Origin of the sequence: Flaviramulus basaltis (assembly GCF_900114265.1) — a bacterium.
GTDB lineage: Bacteria > Bacteroidota > Bacteroidia > Flavobacteriales > Flavobacteriaceae > Flaviramulus > Flaviramulus basaltis.
The window spans coordinates 1-20,970 of record NZ_FPKV01000002.1; the positions used below are offsets into that span (position 1 = coordinate 1).

At 30.3% G+C, this 20,970-nt stretch carries 24 protein-coding genes and 1 tRNA gene; 6 read left to right on the forward strand and 19 right to left on the reverse strand.

Translation table 11 applies throughout. From position 1 onward, the window contains the following. Positions 1–317: 317 nt before the first annotated feature. The 3 genes from BT151_RS06575 to BT151_RS06585 form a co-directional block, all read right to left on the reverse strand. Positions 318–815: a DUF3592 domain-containing protein gene (locus BT151_RS06575; RefSeq protein WP_072401020.1), complete on the reverse strand. Its 498-nt coding sequence runs from the start codon at positions 813–815 to the stop codon at positions 318–320. Between the two features lie 36 nt (positions 816–851). Continuing rightward, on the reverse strand, positions 852–1,085 hold the full coding sequence (locus BT151_RS06580) for a hypothetical protein (RefSeq protein ID WP_072401021.1): 234 nt from the start codon (positions 1,083–1,085) through the stop codon (positions 852–854). 160 nt (positions 1,086–1,245) lie between these two features. Next, positions 1,246–2,382, reverse strand: coding sequence for a tyrosine-type recombinase/integrase (locus BT151_RS06585; RefSeq protein WP_072401022.1), 1,137 nt, complete (start codon positions 2,380–2,382; stop codon positions 1,246–1,248). A gap of 109 nt (positions 2,383–2,491) precedes the next feature. On the opposite strand from BT151_RS06585, the gene BT151_RS06590 reads away from it, so the two are divergent. Next, positions 2,492–2,848: a hypothetical protein gene (locus BT151_RS06590; RefSeq protein ID WP_317041225.1), complete on the forward strand. Its 357-nt coding sequence runs from the start codon at positions 2,492–2,494 to the stop codon at positions 2,846–2,848. 8 nt (positions 2,849–2,856) lie between these two features. Here the strand turns inward: BT151_RS06590 and BT151_RS06595 are convergent, their stop codons facing one another. From BT151_RS06595 to BT151_RS06610, 4 genes are all read right to left on the reverse strand, one after another. Further along, complete coding sequence (locus tag BT151_RS06595; RefSeq protein ID WP_072401024.1) at positions 2,857–3,294, reverse strand: hypothetical protein; 438 nt, start codon at positions 3,292–3,294, stop codon at positions 2,857–2,859. A 40-nt stretch (positions 3,295–3,334) separates the two neighbouring features. Next, on the reverse strand, positions 3,335–4,063 hold the full coding sequence (locus BT151_RS06600; protein ID WP_072401025.1) for a hypothetical protein: 729 nt from the start codon (positions 4,061–4,063) through the stop codon (positions 3,335–3,337). Then, the gene (locus BT151_RS06605; protein WP_072401026.1) at positions 4,060–5,388 is read right to left on the reverse strand and encodes a tyrosine-type recombinase/integrase; all 1,329 of its coding nucleotides are present in this window, start codon (positions 5,386–5,388) and stop codon (positions 4,060–4,062) included. The genes BT151_RS06600 and BT151_RS06605 overlap by 4 nt, the downstream gene beginning before the upstream one ends. A 54-nt stretch (positions 5,389–5,442) precedes the next feature. After that, positions 5,443–5,516 (reverse strand) — tRNA-Met (locus BT151_RS06610). A gap of 130 nt (positions 5,517–5,646) precedes the next feature. On the opposite strand from BT151_RS06610, the gene BT151_RS06615 reads away from it, so the two are divergent. Both BT151_RS06615 and BT151_RS06620 read left to right on the forward strand, forming a co-directional pair. Beyond that, complete coding sequence (locus BT151_RS06615; protein WP_072401027.1) at positions 5,647–6,039, forward strand: START-like domain-containing protein; 393 nt, start codon at positions 5,647–5,649, stop codon at positions 6,037–6,039. 60 nt (positions 6,040–6,099) lie between these two features. Next, positions 6,100–6,942: an aminotransferase class IV gene (locus BT151_RS06620; RefSeq protein WP_072401028.1), complete on the forward strand. Its 843-nt coding sequence runs from the start codon at positions 6,100–6,102 to the stop codon at positions 6,940–6,942. Here BT151_RS06620 and BT151_RS06625 read toward each other — a convergent pair. The 5 genes from BT151_RS06625 to BT151_RS06645 all read right to left on the reverse strand — a co-directional run bounded on the left by BT151_RS06625 (position 6,939) and on the right by BT151_RS06645 (position 11,473). Continuing rightward, on the reverse strand, positions 6,939–7,499 hold the full coding sequence (locus BT151_RS06625; RefSeq protein WP_072401029.1) for a YqgE/AlgH family protein: 561 nt from the start codon (positions 7,497–7,499) through the stop codon (positions 6,939–6,941). The two genes, BT151_RS06620 and BT151_RS06625, sit on opposite strands and share 4 nt — an antisense overlap. 121 nt (positions 7,500–7,620) lie before the next feature. After that, complete coding sequence (locus BT151_RS06630; RefSeq protein ID WP_072401030.1) at positions 7,621–7,893, reverse strand: HU family DNA-binding protein; 273 nt, start codon at positions 7,891–7,893, stop codon at positions 7,621–7,623. Between the two features lie 191 nt (positions 7,894–8,084). Continuing rightward, complete coding sequence (gene fmt, locus BT151_RS06635; RefSeq protein ID WP_171946617.1) at positions 8,085–9,032, reverse strand: methionyl-tRNA formyltransferase; 948 nt, start codon at positions 9,030–9,032, stop codon at positions 8,085–8,087. Next, positions 9,029–10,933, reverse strand: a complete 1,905-nt coding sequence (locus BT151_RS06640) for a RecQ family ATP-dependent DNA helicase (RefSeq protein WP_072401032.1) — start codon at positions 10,931–10,933, stop codon at positions 9,029–9,031. The genes fmt and BT151_RS06640 overlap by 4 nt, the downstream gene beginning before the upstream one ends. Next, positions 10,934–11,473: an AAA family ATPase gene (locus BT151_RS06645; RefSeq protein WP_072402579.1), complete on the reverse strand. Its 540-nt coding sequence runs from the start codon at positions 11,471–11,473 to the stop codon at positions 10,934–10,936. 177 nt (positions 11,474–11,650) lie between these two features. On the opposite strand from BT151_RS06645, the gene BT151_RS06650 reads away from it, so the two are divergent. The 3 genes from BT151_RS06650 (at position 11,651) to murA (ending at position 13,989) form a co-directional block, all read left to right on the forward strand. Next, positions 11,651–11,944, forward strand: coding sequence for a DUF493 family protein (locus BT151_RS06650; protein ID WP_072401033.1), 294 nt, complete (start codon positions 11,651–11,653; stop codon positions 11,942–11,944). Between the two features lie 74 nt (positions 11,945–12,018). Beyond that, on the forward strand, positions 12,019–12,672 hold the full coding sequence (locus tag BT151_RS06655) for a DUF4290 domain-containing protein (RefSeq protein ID WP_072402581.1): 654 nt from the start codon (positions 12,019–12,021) through the stop codon (positions 12,670–12,672). Positions 12,673–12,678: 6 nt separating this feature from the next. After that, positions 12,679–13,989, forward strand: a complete 1,311-nt coding sequence (gene murA / locus BT151_RS06660; protein ID WP_072401034.1) for a UDP-N-acetylglucosamine 1-carboxyvinyltransferase — start codon at positions 12,679–12,681, stop codon at positions 13,987–13,989. A gap of 88 nt (positions 13,990–14,077) precedes the next feature. Here murA and BT151_RS06665 read toward each other — a convergent pair whose 3' ends face one another. The 7 genes from BT151_RS06665 to BT151_RS18465 form a co-directional block, all read right to left on the reverse strand. Further along, positions 14,078–16,030 (reverse strand): vanadium-dependent haloperoxidase, encoded by a 1,953-nt coding sequence (locus BT151_RS06665; protein ID WP_072401035.1) that lies wholly within the window; start codon positions 16,028–16,030, stop codon positions 14,078–14,080. A 281-nt stretch (positions 16,031–16,311) separates the two neighbouring features. After that, a complete protein-coding gene (locus BT151_RS06670) occupies positions 16,312–16,545 on the reverse strand; it encodes a hypothetical protein (protein ID WP_072401036.1) in 234 nt (77 codons plus the stop codon). A 99-nt stretch (positions 16,546–16,644) separates the two neighbouring features. Next, entirely contained in the window at positions 16,645–18,477 is a 1,833-nt protein-coding gene (locus BT151_RS06675; protein WP_072401037.1) for a glycoside hydrolase family 2 protein, read from the reverse strand. A gap of 96 nt (positions 18,478–18,573) precedes the next feature. Next, positions 18,574–19,878: a cryptochrome/photolyase family protein gene (locus tag BT151_RS06680; RefSeq protein WP_072401038.1), complete on the reverse strand. Its 1,305-nt coding sequence runs from the start codon at positions 19,876–19,878 to the stop codon at positions 18,574–18,576. Beyond that, positions 19,879–20,340: an SRPBCC family protein gene (locus BT151_RS06685; RefSeq protein WP_072401039.1), complete on the reverse strand. Its 462-nt coding sequence runs from the start codon at positions 20,338–20,340 to the stop codon at positions 19,879–19,881. Next, the gene (locus BT151_RS06690) at positions 20,340–20,801 is read right to left on the reverse strand and encodes a TspO/MBR family protein (RefSeq protein WP_072401040.1); all 462 of its coding nucleotides are present in this window, start codon (positions 20,799–20,801) and stop codon (positions 20,340–20,342) included. Before BT151_RS06690 ends, BT151_RS06685 begins: the two co-directional genes overlap by 1 nt. Beyond that, a complete protein-coding gene (locus BT151_RS18465) occupies positions 20,798–20,965 on the reverse strand; it encodes a Lacal_2735 family protein (protein WP_143144272.1) in 168 nt (55 codons plus the stop codon). The genes BT151_RS06690 and BT151_RS18465 overlap by 4 nt, the downstream gene beginning before the upstream one ends. Positions 20,966–20,970: the final 5 nt, after the last annotated feature.

Below are 20,970 nucleotides of genomic sequence, written 5' to 3' on the forward strand. Positions count from 1 at the left end.
TTCTGTTTTTTCTTTCTTAAAATTCAAAAAAAAATTCGAAAATCAAACTAAGTTTTTTTGATTTCGAGTGCGTTTCGCAATGAAACACAACGGTTTTGTGTATGATTAGTGGCGTGTGTAAGCACCTAATTTAGCAAATAAAAACAGAATAGAAAATCCGCGAGGATTTTCGTAAGCAAGCTCGAACTAGCCATTAATTATACACGGTGTTGCCATTTCGTTATTTTTATTGAGCTTAATTCATTTTTTTGCTTTTTCATCGTGTGAGTGAATTCAGTTAGCGATTTACTCCGGAAACTTGTTAAATTGCGTAAATTTTATTTTCTTATTTTATAAAGTAAACGATTAAATATTTCTGATTTTCCTAAAGAATCTATAATGCTTATAATTCCAATCGACAACAACAAAGAAAAAATACTTACCATTATTAAATTGCGTATAAAATAATTAAACGAATAATTTTTTAATCCTCTGACTTTGCTATTGCTCGGATTGCTTTTCACATACTCTATTTGTATTTCATCAGAAACAGAATAATTATTTCCATAATACTCACTTCCATATTCATATTTTTTACCATCTACGAAGTATGAATATTCTATATACTTTACCTGATGAACATTTGTTTGTCTTCCTTCATATAATTCCTCAACAATTTCATCAGTTCCTAAATTAAATATTATTGCGGAAGTTGTTTCTTTCTCTCTAAATTCTAAATCAAATTCCTTCTTGTCCAACCAAAAAATATAGAATAGCCAAACTATCACAAAAGAAATTGAATAAATTATTAAAAAGAAATTATTGATTTTTTTCATTGATTAAGCGTTGGTTTTAATGATTAACAACAAATATTACATAAGCTCTATTCTGCCAGAAAAATTATTTATCATTTCCCCGTTTTCAAAACTTCTAATTTCAATAATTGCACTTTCATCATCATAAACAATTTCAACAGAAAAAGTGTCAAATGAATAACAATCATATACTTCCTCTTTAGTGACATAATTGTATAAAAAGAGACCTTTATATGTTGCAATTTCATATTTATTCTCAAAAGACAATATGTTAAATTCGTTAATTGTCATTGGTTTTCTTCGTTTCTGTATAATGAATGGCAACTTGGTTATATGGTTTATTGAATACCTTATAATATGCCGATCAAGGGGGATATGGATGGTTTTTGCACAAATTTATAATTGATATCCAACAGCATCATAAAGTATTTATGCTAATTTAAAAACTTTCTTACAAATTATCGAAAGGATTTCGAATATCTTTTAAACTTGTTGTTGAAACATGAGTGTAAATCATAGTGGTCTTTGGATCATTATGCCCCAATAATTCTTGAATATATCTTATATCAGTACCACTTTCTAACAAATGTGTAGCAAAGCTATGACGCAGAGTATGCAGTGTGGCATATTTTTTTATGCCTGCCAATAGTAATGATTTTTTTAATACTTGTCTTGCGCTTACTTGTGTATAAGGTTTGTCAAAACGACCTTCAAACAATAATATTTTGGGCTTATAATGATTAATATAGGTTTGTAGCAATGGAATTATTCCATGTGATAATAAAGTGTATCTGTCTTTTTTCCCTTTAGCAGCCTTAATATGTATTAATCCACGCTCAAAATCAATGTCATTAATTTTTAAATTAAGTGCTTCACCAATACGAAGACCTGCAGAATATACCAAACTTAATAACGTTTTGTGTTTTAGGTTTTTTGTTGCATCAAAAATTGCTTTCACTTCTTCTTTACTCAAAACGTTAGGCAGTTTTTTATCCTTATTAGGACGCTTGATTTCAAATGTTTCTACGGTAATATTTTTAAAGTCGAAATAGTGTTTAATACCGCTTATGCACTGATTTTGGTATGAAATAGATTTTTTAGCATTAAAAATAAAATCATAATTAAATTGTTCAATGCTTCTAGAGGTAATAGTATCTATCCTTTTCAAATTTATATATCTTAAAAATAATGCGGTTACTTCAACGTAAGTATTGACCGTGTTTTTACTAAAACGCTTTTGTTCAAGCCATTTTGTAAATTGCTTCATTTGATTTTTTTGTTCATCTATTAAAACTGGTAATTTATTTATTATAGGATTCCTCAAAACAGGTTTTTGTACTTGTTTTTGAACGGTTTTAAAAGCGTTATAATTGACATACCACCCTTGTTTTCTGAAGTATGTAAAGAGTTCATTTATACGCTCTTTATAATGAGACGTATAGAATGTTTTGTAAGTTTTACTCCATTTAATATCAGGAAAAGCTTTCACATAATTTTTTACGTTCTCGTCATATCGAAAATGAACGGCAACATAAAGAATTTGATTGTGCCAAAGAGGTTTTAAGGTAATAAGGGTCTTGTTTTCCATATATTTTTTCCAATAATAATAAATAGTTTTTATATTGCCGTATGTTATTCGAATAGCATACGCATAACATACACTTAATTTTAAGCTAATGAGATTTTATAAAGAATGTTTGTACTGTGATAAGGAATTAAAGGGTAGGAGTGATAAGAAGTTTTGTGACCCACAGTGTAAAAGTGCCTACCAATATCAACAATCACAGGAACAACCAGAGCGATTTTATAATATTGTAGACAATCAATTGAAATTGAACAGAAGGTTACTAAAGAATTTTAATAAGGCTGGTAAAGCAACAATCAGAAAAGACCAACTTGAATCTGAGGGTTTTAATCCCAATTATTTTACTCATTATTGGAAAAATAGAAAAGGTGACATTTACACGTTTGTTTATGAATATGGATTTATAAAACGAACTCAGAATAAAACTGAAAAATACATCCTAATCCAATGGCAAGATTATATGCTATGAATTTTACCCTAACTTATGTTCAAAAAAACCACGAACCCAGTATCAACATCATAAAACGGTTTTCTGCCCAATGCATCATTTTGAAAATTATTAATAGGTAAATATCTAGCACCAGTCAGTATAGACTTAAGTTCTTGTATATCCTTTTTTGTTGCTGGTTTATTTTGAGTGGGAGTTATAAGTCTTATACCTAGTTGTGCAAGTGCAGATCCTGCTGCCGCATTTCCAACACCACCTAAGGACATCTTTTCTTCCTTTTTTGGAACACTTTGAACCGTAGGAACTTGAATTTTATGCTGCTCTAGAGTTATTTTATTGGGTTTTGTTTTGTTCTGTTTTAGTAACCAACTCCGACTTCTACAAGAGTTGCTGCAAAACTTTTGTACACCTCTACGTCTTGGGGTGTACTCACTACTACAATGGTTGCAAATGGTTGTCTTTTTCATTATTATACGTAAATTAAACGTTTAATTTACGTATAATTTACTATTTTTTACCAATATTAAAAAATGTTTGCAACAATATTTTTTCTGCTTTAGCTTCCGTTATAAGTGGTTTTTTGTCTTTTTTATTGGTAGGTAGTGGTGGTGTAGTTGTTTTTTCAGGTGTGTTAGTTTTAAATTTATTTATCCAATTTTCAAGGTTTAAACTTGGTCCTTTCTTTTTAAAATTATTGACAACATGAGGGAAATAAGTATCGATGATATCGTGAGCATTAAAGTTTCCTTTTGGAATGGTTTCTTTACTATCATAAAAGGTTTTTACTAATACCTCGAAATGCTTTTTATGACTTTCATATTGAACATAGAATATCCCAGATAAGTTGCTATCGGTTTGTATCATTTCAATGGGGTTGTGATACATCCATTTAACTATATAGAACATGGTTTCAACAAATTCAAAATATTTGTTTAATACATAATTAAATTCATGCGCATTACCTTCACTTTTCTTTTCTAATAGTTTGAAAATGTTCTTTTCTAAATCACCCTCCTTTAATATAATTTGCTTATTGCTTCTTCCCGCTACATAATGGATTGGACCTTCATATTCATCAAAAACTAAAACTGTGTTTAAAAAATTATATTTTTTCAGAGCATCCAGGGTTTCAATAATATCTGGTCGGATCTCTTTCTCTGGGATAAAGAAATATAACTCTTTAATAAGATTTGGAATCAAGCTTAGATGAAACTGATGTAATGTTTGCTCACTCATTGTTTTTTCTTTAGCATTTCTGAAAAATCTGGTGGTAACTCAGCGTCAATATCTCTTAGGTATTTCTCTAGGGCGTTCATCGATGTATGACCTGTGATAAGCATGAGTTTACTTTTTGCCTCGAAAGGTGCGTACTCCATAACGAGTGCTCTATACACTTTAGTTATATAGGTATGTCTAAAACTGTATAAGCCATAGTCTTTTCCTAATTTAAAATGATCTTTGACTACCTTTTTGAAACGCTTACTAAAATAATCTCTTTTATTGGTTTCATTTGTTTCCCATTCACCACCAATTTTGTTCGGAGTAAACAAGGTGTGTTCAGGATTTAGCTTTGACAAATCTGGCAAATCATCCAATAATATTTGAGGAATAATTTTGGTCTTAAACTGACTATTCTTTGCTTTAAACTGAAGAGTTTTGCTTTGTAAATTAATATTTCCTACTTTCAATCGACAGACTTCAATAGGTCTCATAAAACCATATGAAATGAATTTTATGTACAACAATAAGATAGGGTCTTTTTCTTTTAGATGCTTGAAGATGGCTTCTTGAGTTTCTAACGTATAGGTTTTATTGCGTTCTGGTTTTGATTTTAATATGGGTATGTTTTTTACATAGTTCTGTCCAATAACTTCATTATCTTCCAACACTTGCATAATGCTACCTAAATCGGCTCGATAATTATTTCTATTACGTGGAGAGGTTTTATCTAAAACATGGTTTAAAAACTGAAGAACCAACTGTTTATTTAAAGCGTCAATTGTTTTAATATTTGGATGGTTTTTATCCAACCATTTTAACAACAGATCTATTTTATTTCTATAAGCTTTTAAAGTACGTACACCTACTAATTTTTCTTTGAGTTTTAAACCATAATCAAACGCAGCCCTCAATGATAGATTGGGCACTTCTCGGGGTTGATTTAAGCTCTGTTTCGCTTCTTTTTGTTGGGTGCTTTCTTCAGTTGTTGAAGGTGTGGTTATAGTTTTTCCTTGTAATTTTTGATATAACGCAGTGTTATCTTTAAAAGGATTATAACCTTGTTTTAAGAGCTTGAGTAATACTTTACGATATACTGTAAGTACTTCCATGCGCTCTTCCTTGGTTTTATAAGTGTTTGCTGTCCCATAAAACGGGGTGAGACGCTTTAGTTTACCTGTATTGGGGTCTCGAAAGGAAAAATACACATACCATCGCTTGGATAAATTTCCGTTGGCTGTATAGATTTTTGGACTGGAAAAAAGTTTCTTTGTTGACAAATCGTATGCACTTTCGTATTCACTTTCGTATGCAAAAGTAAGAATTTGTTTAAATGTAGACATAAAAAAACGGTTTAGAGTGAACTAAACCGTTAATTTTGAACCAATTCTGATTTGTAGCGAGAGGGGGGCACGATCCCCCGACCTCCGGGTTATGAATCCGACGCTCTAACCAACTGAGCTACCTCGCCTAATTTGAGGCTGCAAATATAGAAACAATATTGAAGTAAGCAAACAGAAGTAAAAGAAAATATTATTAAAAATACTTGTTGTACTTATCAATTTATGTATATATTGGCGATATAAATTTTAAAAGTACTTATGGACGACAAAGTAAAATTTGATATTGAATTTCCAATACATGCATCACCACAATTATTATATCAATACATATCAACGCCTTCAGGTTTATCTGAATGGTTTTCTGATAATGTAAATTTACGTGGAGAATTATTTACTTTTATATGGGACGATAGTCAAGAACAAGCAAAATTATTAAATAAAAAAAGTGGAGAACGCGTTAAATTTAGATGGCTTGAAGATGAAGAAGATGATTTAACATGTTATTTTGAAATTAGAATTCAAGTTGATGAAATTACCAAAGATGTTTCATTAATGGTTACAGATTTTGCTGAGGAAGATGAAATTGATGAGGCTAAGATGCTATGGGAGAATCAAATATCTAGTTTAAAACAAGTATTAGGTTCAGCTTAATTATAACTAACATATTTAAATTATATTTGTCCCGTTTTTTATTATTAGCGGGATTTTTTTATGACAAATTTTAACGGAACTCTTTTAGAAGAAAATACTATTTTATCAACGCAAAATAGGGGATATGCTTATGGTGATGCGCTTTTCGAGACAATAAAAACAAGTTACGGTAAAATACTTTTTTGGGAAGATCATTATTTTAGACTAATGGCTTCAATGCGAATTATGCGCATGGAAATACCCATGAATTTTACTATGGAATTTTTAGAAGAGCAAATTCATAAAACTTTAGAAGCAAACCAATTTTTAAAAACATCTGCACGAGTAAAACTAATGGTTCATAGAAATGAAGGAGGTTTATATACACCTGATGCTAATGATGTATCTTTTATTATTTCTGTAAAAATAGTTGAAGATGATTTTTACATATTGAATGATGATTTTTATGAAGTTGATTTGTTTAAAGATTACTATGTTTCTCCTAGTTTATTATCTACGCTAAAAACCAATAATAAAGCACTAAACGTAGTTGGGAGTATTTATGCAAAAGAAAATAGCTTAAATAATTGTTTGCTTTTAAATACGAATAAACATGTAGTTGAGGCTCTTAATGGAAATCTGTTTTTAGTTAAAGGAAACACCATTAAAACCGCTCCAATATTAGATGGTTGCTTAAAAGGCATTATGCGAAAGCAAATTATAGATATTGTAAAAGTATTACCAGAATATGAATTACTTGAAGAATCAATTTCTCCTTTTGAGTTACAAAAAGCAGATGAAATGTTCATTACAAATGTGATAACTGGAATACAACCAGTAAGTAAGTATAGAAAAAAAACATTTACTAATGAGGTTTCAAAAATGCTTCTTCAAAAATTAAATGTTAAAATTAGAATTAGTTAATTGTAACTAGGATTTTCTGGCGCGTTTGACCAAATACTGTATTCACCACCAAATTCTAACATTTTTTCTTTCCAGAAAGACTGATAATCTTTTTCGATGATACTTTTTTTGTAAACATTTTCGGTAACTACCCAAGAACTTGCTTTTAATTCATTTTCTAACTGACTAGATTCCCAACCAGAATACCCAAGAAAAAACTTAATATCATTTTCTTTTATAGTATTGTTTTTAATAAGTTCTGCAACTTTAGTAAAATCGCCTCCCCAATAAATACCCAAAGATATTTCAATACTATCTGGGATTAATGCTGGTATCTTATGAATAAAGTATAAGTTATCCTGTTCTACAGGACCTCCATTGTAAACTTTAAAAGTAGCTTCTACTTCTGGTATTAATTCGTTAATGGTATATTCGAGTGGTTTGTTAAGAATAAAACCTATTGAGCCTTCATGAGTATGGTCAGCTAATAAAACAATGGAACGGTTGAAAGAAACATCTCCAATTATTGCTGGTTCTGCTATTAATAAATCTCCTTTTTTTGGATTAATTGTTACCATGTTTTGAAATATTAATAACTAAATCTAATATTTATTTATTAAAAAAGCAACTGTTTTGAGTATATAAAAAAAAAATGCCTTCATAAAATGAAGACATTTTTTTTTATTTAGCTAATAATAATTAGTTTACTGCACTTGATAAATCAGATCCAGCTTTAAACTTTACAACGTTTTTAGCTTTGATTTTTATAGTTTGTCCAGTTTGTGGGTTTCTTCCTTCTCTAGCAGCTCTTTTAGAAACTGACCAAGAACCAAAACCTACTAAAGAAACTCTGTTTCCTTTTTGTAAAGCTCCTTCAATTTCAATGATAGCACATTCTAAAGCTTTTTTAGCAGCAGCTTTAGTAATTCCAGCATGTTCTGCCATTGCGTCAATTAAATCTGTTTTGTTCATAATATAAAAAATTTAATAATTAATAAAGTGGTTAAACATTTTTTGTTAAATCCTTTACAAATTTATACGGATTATGCAATCATGCAAGTAATAGCAAGGGAAATACCCGCTATTGTTGATAACTTCATAATTTTGTTAATAAAGGTAATGCATTTCATCGATTATTTTTAAATCTCAATGAGAATAAGGGTTTACAGCATTTTTGCATTTGTTTCAAAACTATACCCATTTAAAAGTGATTTTATATCCATGGTGCGTTTACCTGGAAGTTTCATTTCCTTTATAATGATGAATCCTTTTTCTACAGCAACTTTTAATTCTTTTTTAGTTGAAACAATAGCTCCATTTTCTAATGGATGATCTATTAACTCTTTTTCAACGCTATATATTTTTACATCTAAATTTTCATCACCATTAATTAATGTACACCAAGCAGCAGGATAAGGACTTAATCCTCTTACCATATTATATATATGGTCTATAGGATTATTCCAATCAATTTTACAGTTATCCTTATTTAGTTTGTAAGCCGTCTTTATGTTTTTGGTTTCTTTTTGAGGAATGGTTTTAACATCTCCTTTTTCTATAGAAGAAACAGTAGTTAAAACCAACTTACTTCCAATAGTCATTAATTTGTCGTGCAAATTTCCAGCATTCTCATCTTGTTCAATTTTTATTTCTTCTTGAAGAATCATATCTCCAGTATCAATTTTTTCATCAATAAAAAATGTTGAAACGCCTGTTTTTGTTTCTCCATTTATTATTGCCCAATTTATTGGTGCTGCTCCACGGTAGTTTGGTAATAAAGATGCATGTAGGTTAAAAGTGCCATATTTTGGCATTTGCCATACAGCTTTTGGTAGCATTCTAAAAGCAACTACAATTTGAAGATTGGCATTTAGGGCTTTTAATTCATTTAAAAAATCCTCATTTTTTAAATTAGTAGGTTGTAAAATAGTTAAGTTTTGCGATTTAGCATATTCTTTTACAGCACTTTCGTTAAGCTTACGTCCGCGACCTGCTGGTTTGTCTGGTGCAGTAATAACACCAACAATATTATAGTTGTTTTCTACAAGTGTTTTTAATGTGGCTACAGCAAAGTCTGGTGTGCCCATAAATACAATTTTTAAATTGTTCATAAATGACTTAATTTATATGTGTTTGTTGGAGTTATTGTTATAATGTTATGCTCTAAAAGTAGTTTTAAAACCGTTTTTAAATGGGTTTCAGAACAGTTTAATATAGCCATCATGTTTCTAGATGATTGATCACCGTTTTCTAATAATTCTATAACTCTGTTTTTAATGGTTTTAATATCTTGTGGTTTCTCATCCTTTTTAGAATTTATACAAACCGAACAAATACCACAAGGTTTTATGTCTTTTTCGCCAAAATAGGCGAGTAGTTGCATGCTTTTACAGACCGAATCGTTTTCAACATAATCAAGCATTGCATTTACTTGTTGTTGCTTTAATTTGTTTTGTTGTTCTATTATTGATGCAATTCTATTGATGGTTTTATCATCTTCTCTGGGTTCAATAAATGTAACTTGAGCATCTGTTTTAGCTAAATTTAGAGTAATAATCCCATCACTTTCTAACTGCTGTAATATGTTTATAAGTTTACTTTCATTAGCAGAAGCTCTTTCAGCAATTTTTCCTAAATTAATTTTGGTTACATGATCAAAAATACCACCATACATTCTTAAAATAGACTTTACAATAATGTTAAAATCTAAGTGTGTTTCTAAATAATTAAAAAGAGCTTTATTTGATATAATAAACTGAGCAGTTATATTGTTTTTAAATTGTTTTGATAAAGTAATAATGCTATTTCTATCTAATAACAATAAGGCATTGTAACATAAAACAGTACTAAAATTATAGGTTTTACAGAAGGTGTTAAAATCAAAATCAAAAGTGAGGTATTCACCTTCGCCATAAGATATTTGAAAATAATTACACAATTTTCGGTACACTTGTTTAACAAAATCTACAGTTGGTAAAACGTTTAAAAACTGATTTTTAACCAATACTTCATCACTATTATTTTTTAAAATAACAGCAAAAGCTTTTTCACCATTTCTCCCAACGCGACCAGCTTCTTGAAAATAACTTTCTATGCTTTCTGGTAAATTTAAATGAATAACCGTTTTTACATCAGGTTTATCAATACCCATACCAAAGGCATTTGTGGCAACCATAACTTGTTTTTGGTTGTTTATCCAAGCCGTCATATTAGCATCTTTTTCGGGGTTTGATAGTCCGCCATGATAATATGTCGCTGTTATTTTTTTAGATTTTAAAAAAGCACTTACTTCTAAAGTTGATTTTCGATTTCTAACATAAATAATGGAAGGCTTTTTATGTTTTTTTAAGATGGTTTCTAGCCTGTAGTATTTGTCATTTTCATGAAATACCATATAAGCTAAATTGGCTCTTAAAAAGGATTGTTTAAATATTTTTGGTTGAATAAAATCTAGTTCTTTAATAATATCATTTACAACTTCAGGTTTAGCAGAAGCTGTCAATGCCACAACATTTATGCTTGGTTGTAATTGACGTAAGAGTGTAATGTTTTTATAAGCAGGTCTAAAATCGCTTCCCCATTGCGAAATGCAATGCGCTTCATCAACCGCAATTAAGTTCACATTCATTTGCTTAATACGGTCTTGTACTAACTCCTGTTGTAAACGCTCTGGCGAGAGATATAAAAATTTATAATTCCCATAAATACAATTATCTAAAAGCGTGTCTAGTTCGCTATAGCTTATACCACTTGTAATAGCCATGGCTTTTATGCCTTTATTATTTAATTGCTGTACTTGGTCTTTCATAAGCGCAATTAAAGGCGAGACAACAATGCAAATGCCTTCTTTTACTAGTGCAGGGATTTGAAAACATAATGATTTTCCACCACCTGTTGGTAGTAACACAAAAGTGTCTTCGCCATCAAGAACAGCATTTATAATAGCTTCTTGTTCAGGCCTAAAAGTTGTAAAACCCCAATAGCGTTCAAGTATGTTTATTGGGTGTTCCATTTACATCCCTAATACTTTTAGAATGAAGTTGGTTCTTTTTTCAACCGTATCAAAAGGCACATCAATAAGTGTGTAATTATAATTTTTGTAGGTGTTTACTAAGTTGTCATGAATTTGTAAGGCTTGCTCGAAACTTTCATAGCGCTCATTATCACTAGTATAAATGGCTTCCCAAGGTTTTAAAATAAAAACAGTGTTATAAACGGCATTATTACAAGCATCAGCAAAATCTTTTGGATATTCATCTCCTATAAAATCCATATAAGCTAAAACATCAGGAATACCTCTATCAAAAAAAATATTTTTCTCTCCATAAATATCAGCTTCTATAAATTGTTTTTGTCTTCCTTTTAAAAGTAACTCACTAAATAATAAGGGTTTGGTTAAAAACAACTGATCTATGCCTTCTTTTTTTGCGTCTAAGGTTACTTGACGCGAAATTTCTTCCAGACAAATGTATCCTCTTTTAATCAATTCATTAATTAGGGTAGATTTTCCGGTTCCTGGACCTCCAGTAATAACAATTTTTTTTGTGCTCAATGTTGCAATTTTGCTGTAAAAATCGGAATTTAACTGCGATAAAAAAAATAGAAGTAAAAACATCCTCAACTTAATATATATTAGAATAGCATAATTATTGATTAGATGTTATATATGATTATTAAAAAAATATAAAATATCATATGAAACTGTATATTTGTAGCAGATAAAAACATTATGAGCACACCTCCAAATTCAGACGAGTTTTACGAAAAATTAAAAGTACAATTACACGATACTACAAGTTGGCCAGCAGAATATTTATATAAGTTTATAATAAAATCTGATGTTATTAAAATAGCAAAATTAGAAGCCATTTTTGATAACATGGGAGCAGTTATTAATACTACTGAATCTAAAAACGGAAAATACACCAGTGTTTCTATAAATTTACTTATGAGAAATCCTGATGCAGTCGTTGAAAAATACAAAGAAGTTGCAGAAAAAATAGAAGGTGTTATAAGTCTTTAGTTTTTTTTTGTATTTTGCGCAAGCATAACAACTACAATGCAACAATATTTAACTCTACACAAGATATTATTTTGATTATAGATGATTTAGAATACAACACAGAGCGTGAACATTTAATCATTCCGGAATACGGACGCCACATGCAGAAAATGATTAATTACGCTAAAACATTAGAAACAAAAGAAGAACGTAATAAAGTTGCAAAAGGCATTATTGCGGTTATGGGAAACATGCAACCGCATTTAAGAGATGTTCCAGATTTTCAACATAAACTTTGGGATCAGCTTTTTATTATGGCTAATTTCGAGTTGGATGTAGATTCTCCTTATGAGAAACCTACTAAAGAACTTTTAGAGGAACGTCCACAACCTTTAAAATACCCACAAAATTTCCCTAAATATCGTTTTTACGGAAACAATATTAAAACCATGATAGACGTTGCTAATACATGGGAAGAAGGCGAGCTTAAAGAAGCACTTACTTTTACTATTGCAAACCACATGAAAAAGTGTTTTTTAAATTGGAATAAAGACACCGTGGAAGATGATGTTATTTATAAGCATTTATATGAGCTTTCTGATGGAAAAATTAATTTAAAGAATTCTGATGAAGATTTAACAGATGCAACAAGCTTAATGCGATCTAAAAATAAATTTTCTAGTAATAATAATACTAAGAAAACTCATCACAAAAAGAGTACTAATAACCGTCAAAGAAAACGCTACTAAACCTGCATGGGAACATTTAAAATTGAAGGTGGTCACCAACTAAAAGGAAGTATACAGCCACAAGGTGCAAAAAACGAAGCATTACAAATTTTATGTGCTGTTTTATTAACTCCAAAGCTAATTACAATACATAACATTCCAGATATTGTTGATGTTAATAAGCTTATAAACTTACTTAAAAAGCTTGGGGTTAAAATTGAAAAACTATCAAAAGGTACTTATACATTTCAAGCAGATGAAGTTAATTTAAAATACTTAGAATCAGACGAATTTAAAGTTGATGGTCGCGGTTTACGTGGTTCTATCATGATTGTAGGTCCGTTATTAGCACGTTTTGGAAAAGGCTATATTCCTAAACCAGGAGGTGATAAAATAGGACGTCGTCGTTTAGACACACATTTTGAAGGCTTAATAAAACTGGGTGCTAAATTTAGATACAGTAAAGAAGATCAATTTTACGGTGTAGAAGCAGATAAATTAAAAGGTACGTACATGCTTCTTGAAGAGGCTTCAGTTACCGGGACAGCAAATATTGTAATGGCTGCAGTTTTAGCCGAAGGACAAACAACAATATATAATGCAGCGTGTGAACCATATTTACAGCAATTATGTAAAATGCTGAATAGAATGGGAGCAAAAATTAGTGGTGTTGGTTCTAATATGTTGATTATTGATGGTGTAGATAGTTTAGGCGGAACAGACCATACAATGCTTCCAGATATGATTGAAATTGGAAGTTGGATTGGTTTAGCAGCGATGACTAAAAGTGAACTAACCATTACCAATGTATCATGGAATGATTTAGGAGTTATCCCTAATGTATTTAGAAAATTAGGTATTACTGTTGAAAAGCGTGGTGACGATATTCATATCCCAGCGCATACTGATGGTTACGAAATACAAAGTTTTATTGATGGTTCTATACTAACCATTTCTGATGCACCTTGGCCTGGATTTACTCCAGATTTGTTGAGTATTATTTTAGTAGTAGCTACACAAGCAAGAGGTAGTGTTTTAATACATCAAAAAATGTTTGAAAGCCGCTTATTCTTTGTAGATAAGTTAATCGATATGGGAGCAAAAATTATTTTATGCGATCCACATAGAGCTACAGTTATTGGCCATGATTATAAATCGACTTTAAAAGCAACTACGATGACTTCTCCAGATATTCGTGCTGGTGTATCTTTACTTATTGCAGCATTATCTGCAAAAGGGACTTCTACAATTCAAAATATTGAGCAAATTGACAGAGGTTACGAAAACATTGATGAACGTTTACGTGCTATTGGAGCTAAGATTGAGAGGGTCGAGTAGACTTATAATATTTGATATAGACAACGTTACAATTATAAAAAAGGTTAAAAATTCTTACTTGAGAACTTTTAACCTTTTTCCTTTTTAATTAAATCCGAATACTATCTCCTCCAAATAAAGGAATTGACATAGAAAAATTTTCATTGAACATTAATTTTTGTTCTTCTAAAATTCCAATAGCAATTCTTTCTCCCATTAATAAAGACTCATAATAATCTGTAAAATAATGCACACCTGCCCAATTTCTTGCAATAGAGATATTTGATGCTAGTTTATTCAGTTCTCCCTCAACTGTTAAACGTGATCTGTTACCTTTTTTATCAAAAACAGGAACTGATTTTAGTTGGGTTCCTTCATTTACCGATACATATGCCATATCAGAATTTGTTCCATCTGCTTTAAAGACACTAGTACAATCAAAAAAACCTTTCAAAACCGTAATACAAGCACCTGCCACTGTAGCATGTCCTGCTCCATATGCCGGATGCATAGGAGAACCTTCTGAAAAAGCCATTGGCAATAAATAATTACTAGAATTATTAGCAGGATCAGATTCATATAGTTTGCCATTTGAAGCATTAACTTGTTTTAAAATACTATTCTCTCCAGAATCTAATATATCTCTCATTTCTATTAGTTCTTCAATATTCATAGTATCAGCTTTTGTAATTCTAGCAGCTAAAACTTCTGGTCTGCATCTTCTATGAATATTATATTTTTGAAATCTTACTGCTTTTAAAGCTCTAGTAGCAACTTCTGTGACCAAGGTTAGAATATGTGGTCCCCCAAAATGAGCAAAACCTTGTTGGTGGTCTCTTTTATCATCCTCTTGAAATGGTATTCCAGGATCATAAGGTGTATTATTTCCTAATAGTATGAGGCAAGCATTTAGATAAGCTTCATAAAGCGCATCAAAATGCACGTAAGTTGCTAAATCTCTAGGCGTATAAATAAATCTTCTTAAAGGTTCTCCATTTTGAGTGTAACTTTCTAATCCAGAAACTTTAGCTGCATTTTGAACATCAAACCATTCTTCCCACTTAGTCATATAATTTCTTGGGTTTGCAATTCTTACTTTTTGTTCCACAGAAATAGCTCCATAAGATATTTTACCCTCTTCTATTCTATCTTTTGCGTTGTTATCTGCAAAACCAATTCCTTTATTTCCAATTAGTAGAAATTGTGATACATAAGGACCAATATCATCTCCTTTTGTTATACCTCGAAATGCTGTTGAAGGATTAGGACATTGTCTATAGCATCTTCTGGCTTCTTCATTAGGATTCAATTTTAATTCTTTATTAGAGAACCAATCCAATTTTTTTAGTTCTTCTGTAATATCAAGAAATTTTAGTACATCAGATTTTTCTGTACATAGATCATCTAATTCTGGTTTATTTACTATTCCTCTTTTTGGTATAAGATTACATTTGTTTTCTCCTAAAAATTCTTTTTCTATAAGTCCAGCACTTAAAGCATTTAATGGTACATCTCTCATTAATGCTTGTGAATATACTTCGGCTATTTCTGCGATTAATTCTGGACTTCCTAATTTTGGAGCTGGAGGCATAGTAACAGATTGTGCATCTGGACCTTCAAGTTCATATGCTAATCCTGCACTTTGACTTTCCCAAGCCCTTAATTTTGCTGGATTATCTGGGTCTACATTAGTTGCATCTAATTTACTTTTTTTTGCGATTATAGATTTCCAATCATCAGCATCTGGTTGAAGACAATGATCTCCTTCATGTATGGTATGTTCTTCTGGTCCCAATGGTGTGTCTCTAAAATCCCTATAATCACCGCTGTCTATAGCTCTAACAAAATTTGTAAAGTGCTCAGGATTTTTTACTAATCCTGTATCAAAATTGTGAGGTAAACCCTTTGAGAAGCTAACAAGATATGAGGGTTTACCGTCGTCCTCATGTCTAAATTTTAATTCGTCTCCATTGCTTTTATGACTAACCGTAAGTCTTTGGTTAGCCATTTGGTTCGCTTCATTACGCTTTCTCCAAGCTTCATTTTTTCTAAAATTATTCATAATGTAGATTTTTAATAGTTAAAATGGATTTTTAAACCCACATTTTACTGTCTGGAGAGAGAGAAAACAGCTTAATAAAGTAAGTCTAATTATTTTAACCTGTTGAAGAACAAATTTAGGTTTTAAATAAGAAAAATAAAATACGTGATTATACGTATTTTTTTAAAAACCAATGAGTTAGGTTTGTTTTAGATAGGTAAAAGATAAATTTAATAAAAGAAAAGGATTCATCTTATGAGTAAAATATTTTGATTTATAGAGAAAATTGAGAGACTATAATTTTAGCAGGTTTTAAAATTAGAATAGACAACTCTTAAATTAGATTTAATATCATCTTTATCTTCAGAAAGTATGTTTTCTTTAATTGAATTTATATAATCGTTTATAATTGATAGTGGAATCTCAATATGCTGTGCGGTTTTTACATTCTTTTTGAATTCAATTTCTAAAGATTCATTTTTTTTATTAAAATTTAAACTTTTTAAAATGGATGGATTTAAATGTAGGCGTATCATAACTTATTGGTTTTTAATATTATAAACCAAATGTAATACTTGTAAATTTTAAATAAAATAAGCAGTTATACGTATTTTTGATATTAAGTATATACCTAATTAATCATCAATTTTAAGTTCTTTGTAAAATTTTTGTAGAGTATAGAATGCTTTTTTTCGGTTTCCTTCTTCAGAAATAAGACCTTTTCTGTTCCATCCTTCTTGTTGCGGAATTAACATACGACGAGGAGAACGAAAATCTACTAATATCCAAGGTGTTATCCCACTTAACTGCGGTATTTTAGCCAAAGTTGGTAAAGTTTCTTTATAAAGTAAATCTTGAAACTCTTCGCTCCACCTAGTTAAGTTATCTGCATGATAACCTTGTTTTGCACCAGCTCCAAATTCTGAGATTATTATTGGTTTGTTATAATTAACATCCCATTTAATATTTTTAATATTGTCTACATCACCGCCATACCAGCCATAGTATTGATTAAAGCTTAAAATATCTACCACTTCGGCAAATTTATCTTCAACAATCATTGTGTTTTCATCGCCCACTTTACCATGATCTTCTAGAGCAGCACTAATTAAACGCGTATTATCTAAAGTACGTGTTGTTTTAGCCAGATTTGATAAAAAGTTAAAGCGAGGCTCTGATTGAGGAGTTTCATTTGCCATAGACCAAATGATGACTGAAGCACGGTTTTTATCTCTACTAATTACTTCTGTAAGTTGTTGTTCTGCTTTTTTGTAGGTTTCTTGGTTTTTCCAATCAATAGTCCAATACACAGGAATTTCTTCCCAAACCATAATACCCCATTCATCAGCAAGACGCGCCATATTTTCGTTATGAGGATAATGTGCTAAACGCATAAAGTTACAACCTAAATCTTTAGCCCATGAAAGTAGTAATTTTGCATCTTCCATAGAATATGCTCGTCCGCCACGTATTGGATTTTCTTCATGAATGCTAATCCCTTTTAAAAATATTTTTTTGCCATTTAATAAAATATCTGAGCCTTGTGTTGTTATTTGGCGAAATCCTATTTTATCTGAAATATCATCATCATTTAATGAAAGTATTACATCATATAGTTTAGGATTGATATCACTCCAATATTCTAATTTTTTTACTGAAAATTCCACTTTAGCAACGCCTGTATTATCAGTTTTAAAAATTTTAATCAATTTGAGCTCAGGAATACTAATAGATACTTCTTTATTAGCTTTTGCTTCTCCATTTAATTGAATATAACCTCTTAAAAGTTTGTTGTTATTTTTATCTAATTGAAGACTATAATCTTCAATAAATGTTTCATTTAATTCATATATGGTAACATCGCGAGTAATTCCTCCATAATTCCACCAATCTGTATTTAATGTTGGAACTTCATCTGCAGCTCTTTTGTTATCAACTTTTACAATCACAAAATTATCTTTAGCATTAACTAAATGAGACATGTCAAAATTAAATGGTGTAAAACCGCCTTTATGGGTTCCTAATTTTTTGCCATTTACATAAACATCTGCACGATAATTTACAGCCCCAAAATGGATGTAATAACGTTTTGATGAATTGTAGTTTTTAATGTTAAATGATTTTTTATACCATAAAGAACCTTCATAGAAATAAAGATTTTCTTTTTGCGAATTCCAATCGCCAGGAACATTTAATGTTGGAGCTGTATCAAAATCAAACTCAACTAAATCCATTTTGTTTTCTGGCTTTTTATTAGTAAAAAAAGCACCAGCACCTGGGTTTTCAGAACCATCATGCGGTTCCCAACGGTAATTATAATATCCGGTTTCATACATGTCAACTATGTAATTCCATTGACCGTTTAGTGATAATCCTTCGCGTAAATAATTATTATGTAATAGTTTTTCTTGTGAGTATATTAAAACATTTGATAACAAGAATAGGAGTAATAGTATTTTACTTTTCATATAATTTTATACTTAGTTGTGTTGGGTTTTGGTAGTATAAAAGTAAAAATACTAATTTATAATTTACTTGATTGTCAAGTTATTGTAAAAATTGAATTAATTTAAAGCGCCTTTGTAAATTTGTAAACAACGTTCTCTTGCAAATTTATGATCAACCATTTCAGAAGGGTAGGTGAGTTCTTGAAAATCTGGTACCCATTTTTTTATGTATTCTAGTTTTTTATCAAATTTTTCAATTTGAGTTGTTGGGTTAAAAATACGGAAATACGGTGCTGCATCAACACCAGAACCAGCAACCCATTGCCAGTTTCCAATATTACTTGCCATATCGTAATCGTGTAATTTCTCGGCAAAATAGGCTTCTCCCCAACGCCAATCTATAAGTAAATGTTTGCATAAAAAACTACCTACTAACATGCGCACTCGGTTATGCATAAACCCTGTTTGATTGAGTTGTCTCATTCCAGCATCAACTAAAGGATAACCTGTTTTTCCTTCGCACCATAATTTAAACTCTTCTTCATTATTACGCCATTCTATTCTGTCGTATTTTGGTTTAAAAGATTTATTGACTGTGTGTGGAAAATGCCATAATATTTGCATAAAAAACTCTCTCCAAATTAACTCTTGCCAGAATATTTCGTTTTTTTCTGCAATTGCTTTTTTAATCATTTTACGAATACTAACAGTCCCAAAACGTAAATGAGGCCCTAATCTGGACGTACTATCTTTAGAAGGGAAATTTCTTGTCGCTTCGTAGGTTTGAATTACTGTTGCATTTACTGTATAGTCTGCTATAGTTTGTTTAGATTTTATAAATCCAATAGCTTCTAAAGTAAGGTTTGGTAAACCAGTTTGTTTTAGAAGGTTTTTAAGCGAACTATCTAAATTAAAAATTTCTAGATTATGAGATTTGAATTTTTGTTTCCAAGTTTTCATGTAAGGGGTGTAAACTAAGTATGGAGTACCATCACTTTTTACAACGTCATTCTTTTCAAAAATAACTTGGTCTTTAAAACTATTAAAATCAATTTCATTTTTCTGCAAAAACAACTTTATTTCTTCATCTCTTTTTTTTGCGTAAGGTTCATAATCATGATTTGTATAAACAGTATTTATAGTATAATCTTTTATTAATTGCTTGTAAACATGAATTGGTTTATCGTAAAACATAGCAATACTACTATTGTGTTCATCTTGAAGCGTTGAACGCATTTTTTGTAATGTATTGAATATGAATGTGACTCTAGCATCATCTTTAGGTAAGTTTTCTAAAATTTCAGAGTCAAAAATAAAAATAGGCAATACAGGAAATTCACTATTTAGTGCTTGGTATAAAGCTATATTATCATCTAATCTTAAATCACGACGAAACCAGAATATGTTTATAGTTTCTTTCATTTAATACTTGCCGAATAATTCTTCTAGTTTTTTTGTTCTGTAATTAAAAATTTCTTCAAGTTTAGGTTTAACTAAAATAGGATGCGCTAATTGCCCTAAAATCCCAAAAGGAACTTTGTAATCAATAATATCTTCCATTTCTACACCTCCTTCAATTTTATTTATAAAATGCTTGTGATGCCATAAAGCATAAGGTCCAAAGCGTTGTTCATCAACAAAATATTGTTTATCCTTAATATGTGTAATTTCTGTTACCCATTTTGTTTTTATACCCAAAACAGGTGTTACAATATATTGAATAATTTGTCCTGCAAACATAGGTCTGTCTGCTCCAGATAATATATGAAACCCCATGTAATCTGGTGTTATGGTTTTTAGGTTTTTTGGATCTGATAGAAAATCCCAAGCTTGTTCTATAGATATTGGTAAATTTTGCTTTTTATGTAATCTGTAAATTTTCATTAATTATAAATTAAAATATAAGCATTTAGCGAAGTTGCAATACATAGCCATAAAAAATAAGGGAGTATTAAAATACTTTTAGTTTTCAATGTATTTTTAAATAAAAATATGAAGGTCGCTACTATAATTGTTAAAATTAAAATAACTAATAATCCTAAACCTATTAAATGCTGATTGAAAAACACATAATTCCAAATCACATTAAATACAAACTGAATACTAAATAAGGTTAAAATTTTTTTACTTGGTGTGACTTTGTATAAATAGGCCATATAAACTGAAAAACAAATCATTATACTTGTCCAAGCGACTCCAAAAACCCAACCAGCAGGCGTCCAAGGTGCTTTGTTTAAATTCTGATACCAATCTGTTTTAGGGCCATCATTCATTAACCAAGTACCAATAGCTAAAGCAACAAAGTTTATAACAAGAAATATACTGATGTATTTAAACAGTTTCATGCTTTTAGTTCTTCAATTTGTTTAGCAATAGCTTCAGCTTCAGCATATTTTTTATCGCTTTCTGATCTATTAATGCTAGATAGTTCATGCCATTCTTTCATAAGTGATTTGAATTTATCTTGAAGTTTTTCAACTTCAGATTTCTTTTTAAATAATCCGAACATCAGTT

What these genes read in the sequence shown, in the direction of transcription:
- BT151_RS06600 (WP_072401025.1), bottom strand. Translation starts at nt 4,063, where the DNA reads ATGAGTGAGCAAACATTACATCAGTTTCATCTAAGCTTGATTCCAAAT.
- BT151_RS06575 (WP_072401020.1), bottom strand. Translation starts at nt 815, where the DNA reads ATGAAAAAAATCAATAATTTCTTTTTAATAATTTATTCAATTTCTTTT.
- BT151_RS06650 (WP_072401033.1), top strand. Translation starts at nt 11,651, where the DNA reads ATGAGCACACCTCCAAATTCAGACGAGTTTTACGAAAAATTAAAAGTA.
- murA (WP_072401034.1), top strand. Translation starts at nt 12,679, where the DNA reads ATGGGAACATTTAAAATTGAAGGTGGTCACCAACTAAAAGGAAGTATA.
- BT151_RS06640 (WP_072401032.1), bottom strand. Translation starts at nt 10,933, where the DNA reads ATGGAACACCCAATAAACATACTTGAACGCTATTGGGGTTTTACAACT.
- BT151_RS06670 (WP_072401036.1), bottom strand. Translation starts at nt 16,545, where the DNA reads ATGATACGCCTACATTTAAATCCATCCATTTTAAAAAGTTTAAATTTT.
- fmt (WP_171946617.1), bottom strand. Translation starts at nt 9,032, where the DNA reads ATGAACAATTTAAAAATTGTATTTATGGGCACACCAGACTTTGCTGTA.
- BT151_RS06615 (WP_072401027.1), top strand. Translation starts at nt 5,647, where the DNA reads ATGGACGACAAAGTAAAATTTGATATTGAATTTCCAATACATGCATCA.
- BT151_RS06580 (WP_072401021.1), bottom strand. Translation starts at nt 1,085, where the DNA reads ATGACAATTAACGAATTTAACATATTGTCTTTTGAGAATAAATATGAA.
- BT151_RS06630 (WP_072401030.1), bottom strand. Translation starts at nt 7,893, where the DNA reads ATGAACAAAACAGATTTAATTGACGCAATGGCAGAACATGCTGGAATT.
- BT151_RS06680 (WP_072401038.1), bottom strand. Translation starts at nt 19,878, where the DNA reads ATGAAAGAAACTATAAACATATTCTGGTTTCGTCGTGATTTAAGATTA.
- BT151_RS06595 (WP_072401024.1), bottom strand. Translation starts at nt 3,294, where the DNA reads ATGAAAAAGACAACCATTTGCAACCATTGTAGTAGTGAGTACACCCCA.
- BT151_RS06675 (WP_072401037.1), bottom strand. Translation starts at nt 18,477, where the DNA reads ATGAAAAGTAAAATACTATTACTCCTATTCTTGTTATCAAATGTTTTA.
- BT151_RS06620 (WP_072401028.1), top strand. Translation starts at nt 6,100, where the DNA reads ATGACAAATTTTAACGGAACTCTTTTAGAAGAAAATACTATTTTATCA.
- BT151_RS06625 (WP_072401029.1), bottom strand. Translation starts at nt 7,499, where the DNA reads ATGGTAACAATTAATCCAAAAAAAGGAGATTTATTAATAGCAGAACCA.
- BT151_RS06665 (WP_072401035.1), bottom strand. Translation starts at nt 16,030, where the DNA reads ATGAATAATTTTAGAAAAAATGAAGCTTGGAGAAAGCGTAATGAAGCG.
- BT151_RS06585 (WP_072401022.1), bottom strand. Translation starts at nt 2,382, where the DNA reads ATGGAAAACAAGACCCTTATTACCTTAAAACCTCTTTGGCACAATCAA.
- BT151_RS06685 (WP_072401039.1), bottom strand. Translation starts at nt 20,340, where the DNA reads ATGAAAATTTACAGATTACATAAAAAGCAAAATTTACCAATATCTATA.
- BT151_RS06690 (WP_072401040.1), bottom strand. Translation starts at nt 20,801, where the DNA reads ATGAAACTGTTTAAATACATCAGTATATTTCTTGTTATAAACTTTGTT.
- BT151_RS18465 (WP_143144272.1), bottom strand. Translation starts at nt 20,965, where the DNA reads ATGTTCGGATTATTTAAAAAGAAATCTGAAGTTGAAAAACTTCAAGAT.
- BT151_RS06605 (WP_072401026.1), bottom strand. Translation starts at nt 5,388, where the DNA reads ATGTCTACATTTAAACAAATTCTTACTTTTGCATACGAAAGTGAATAC.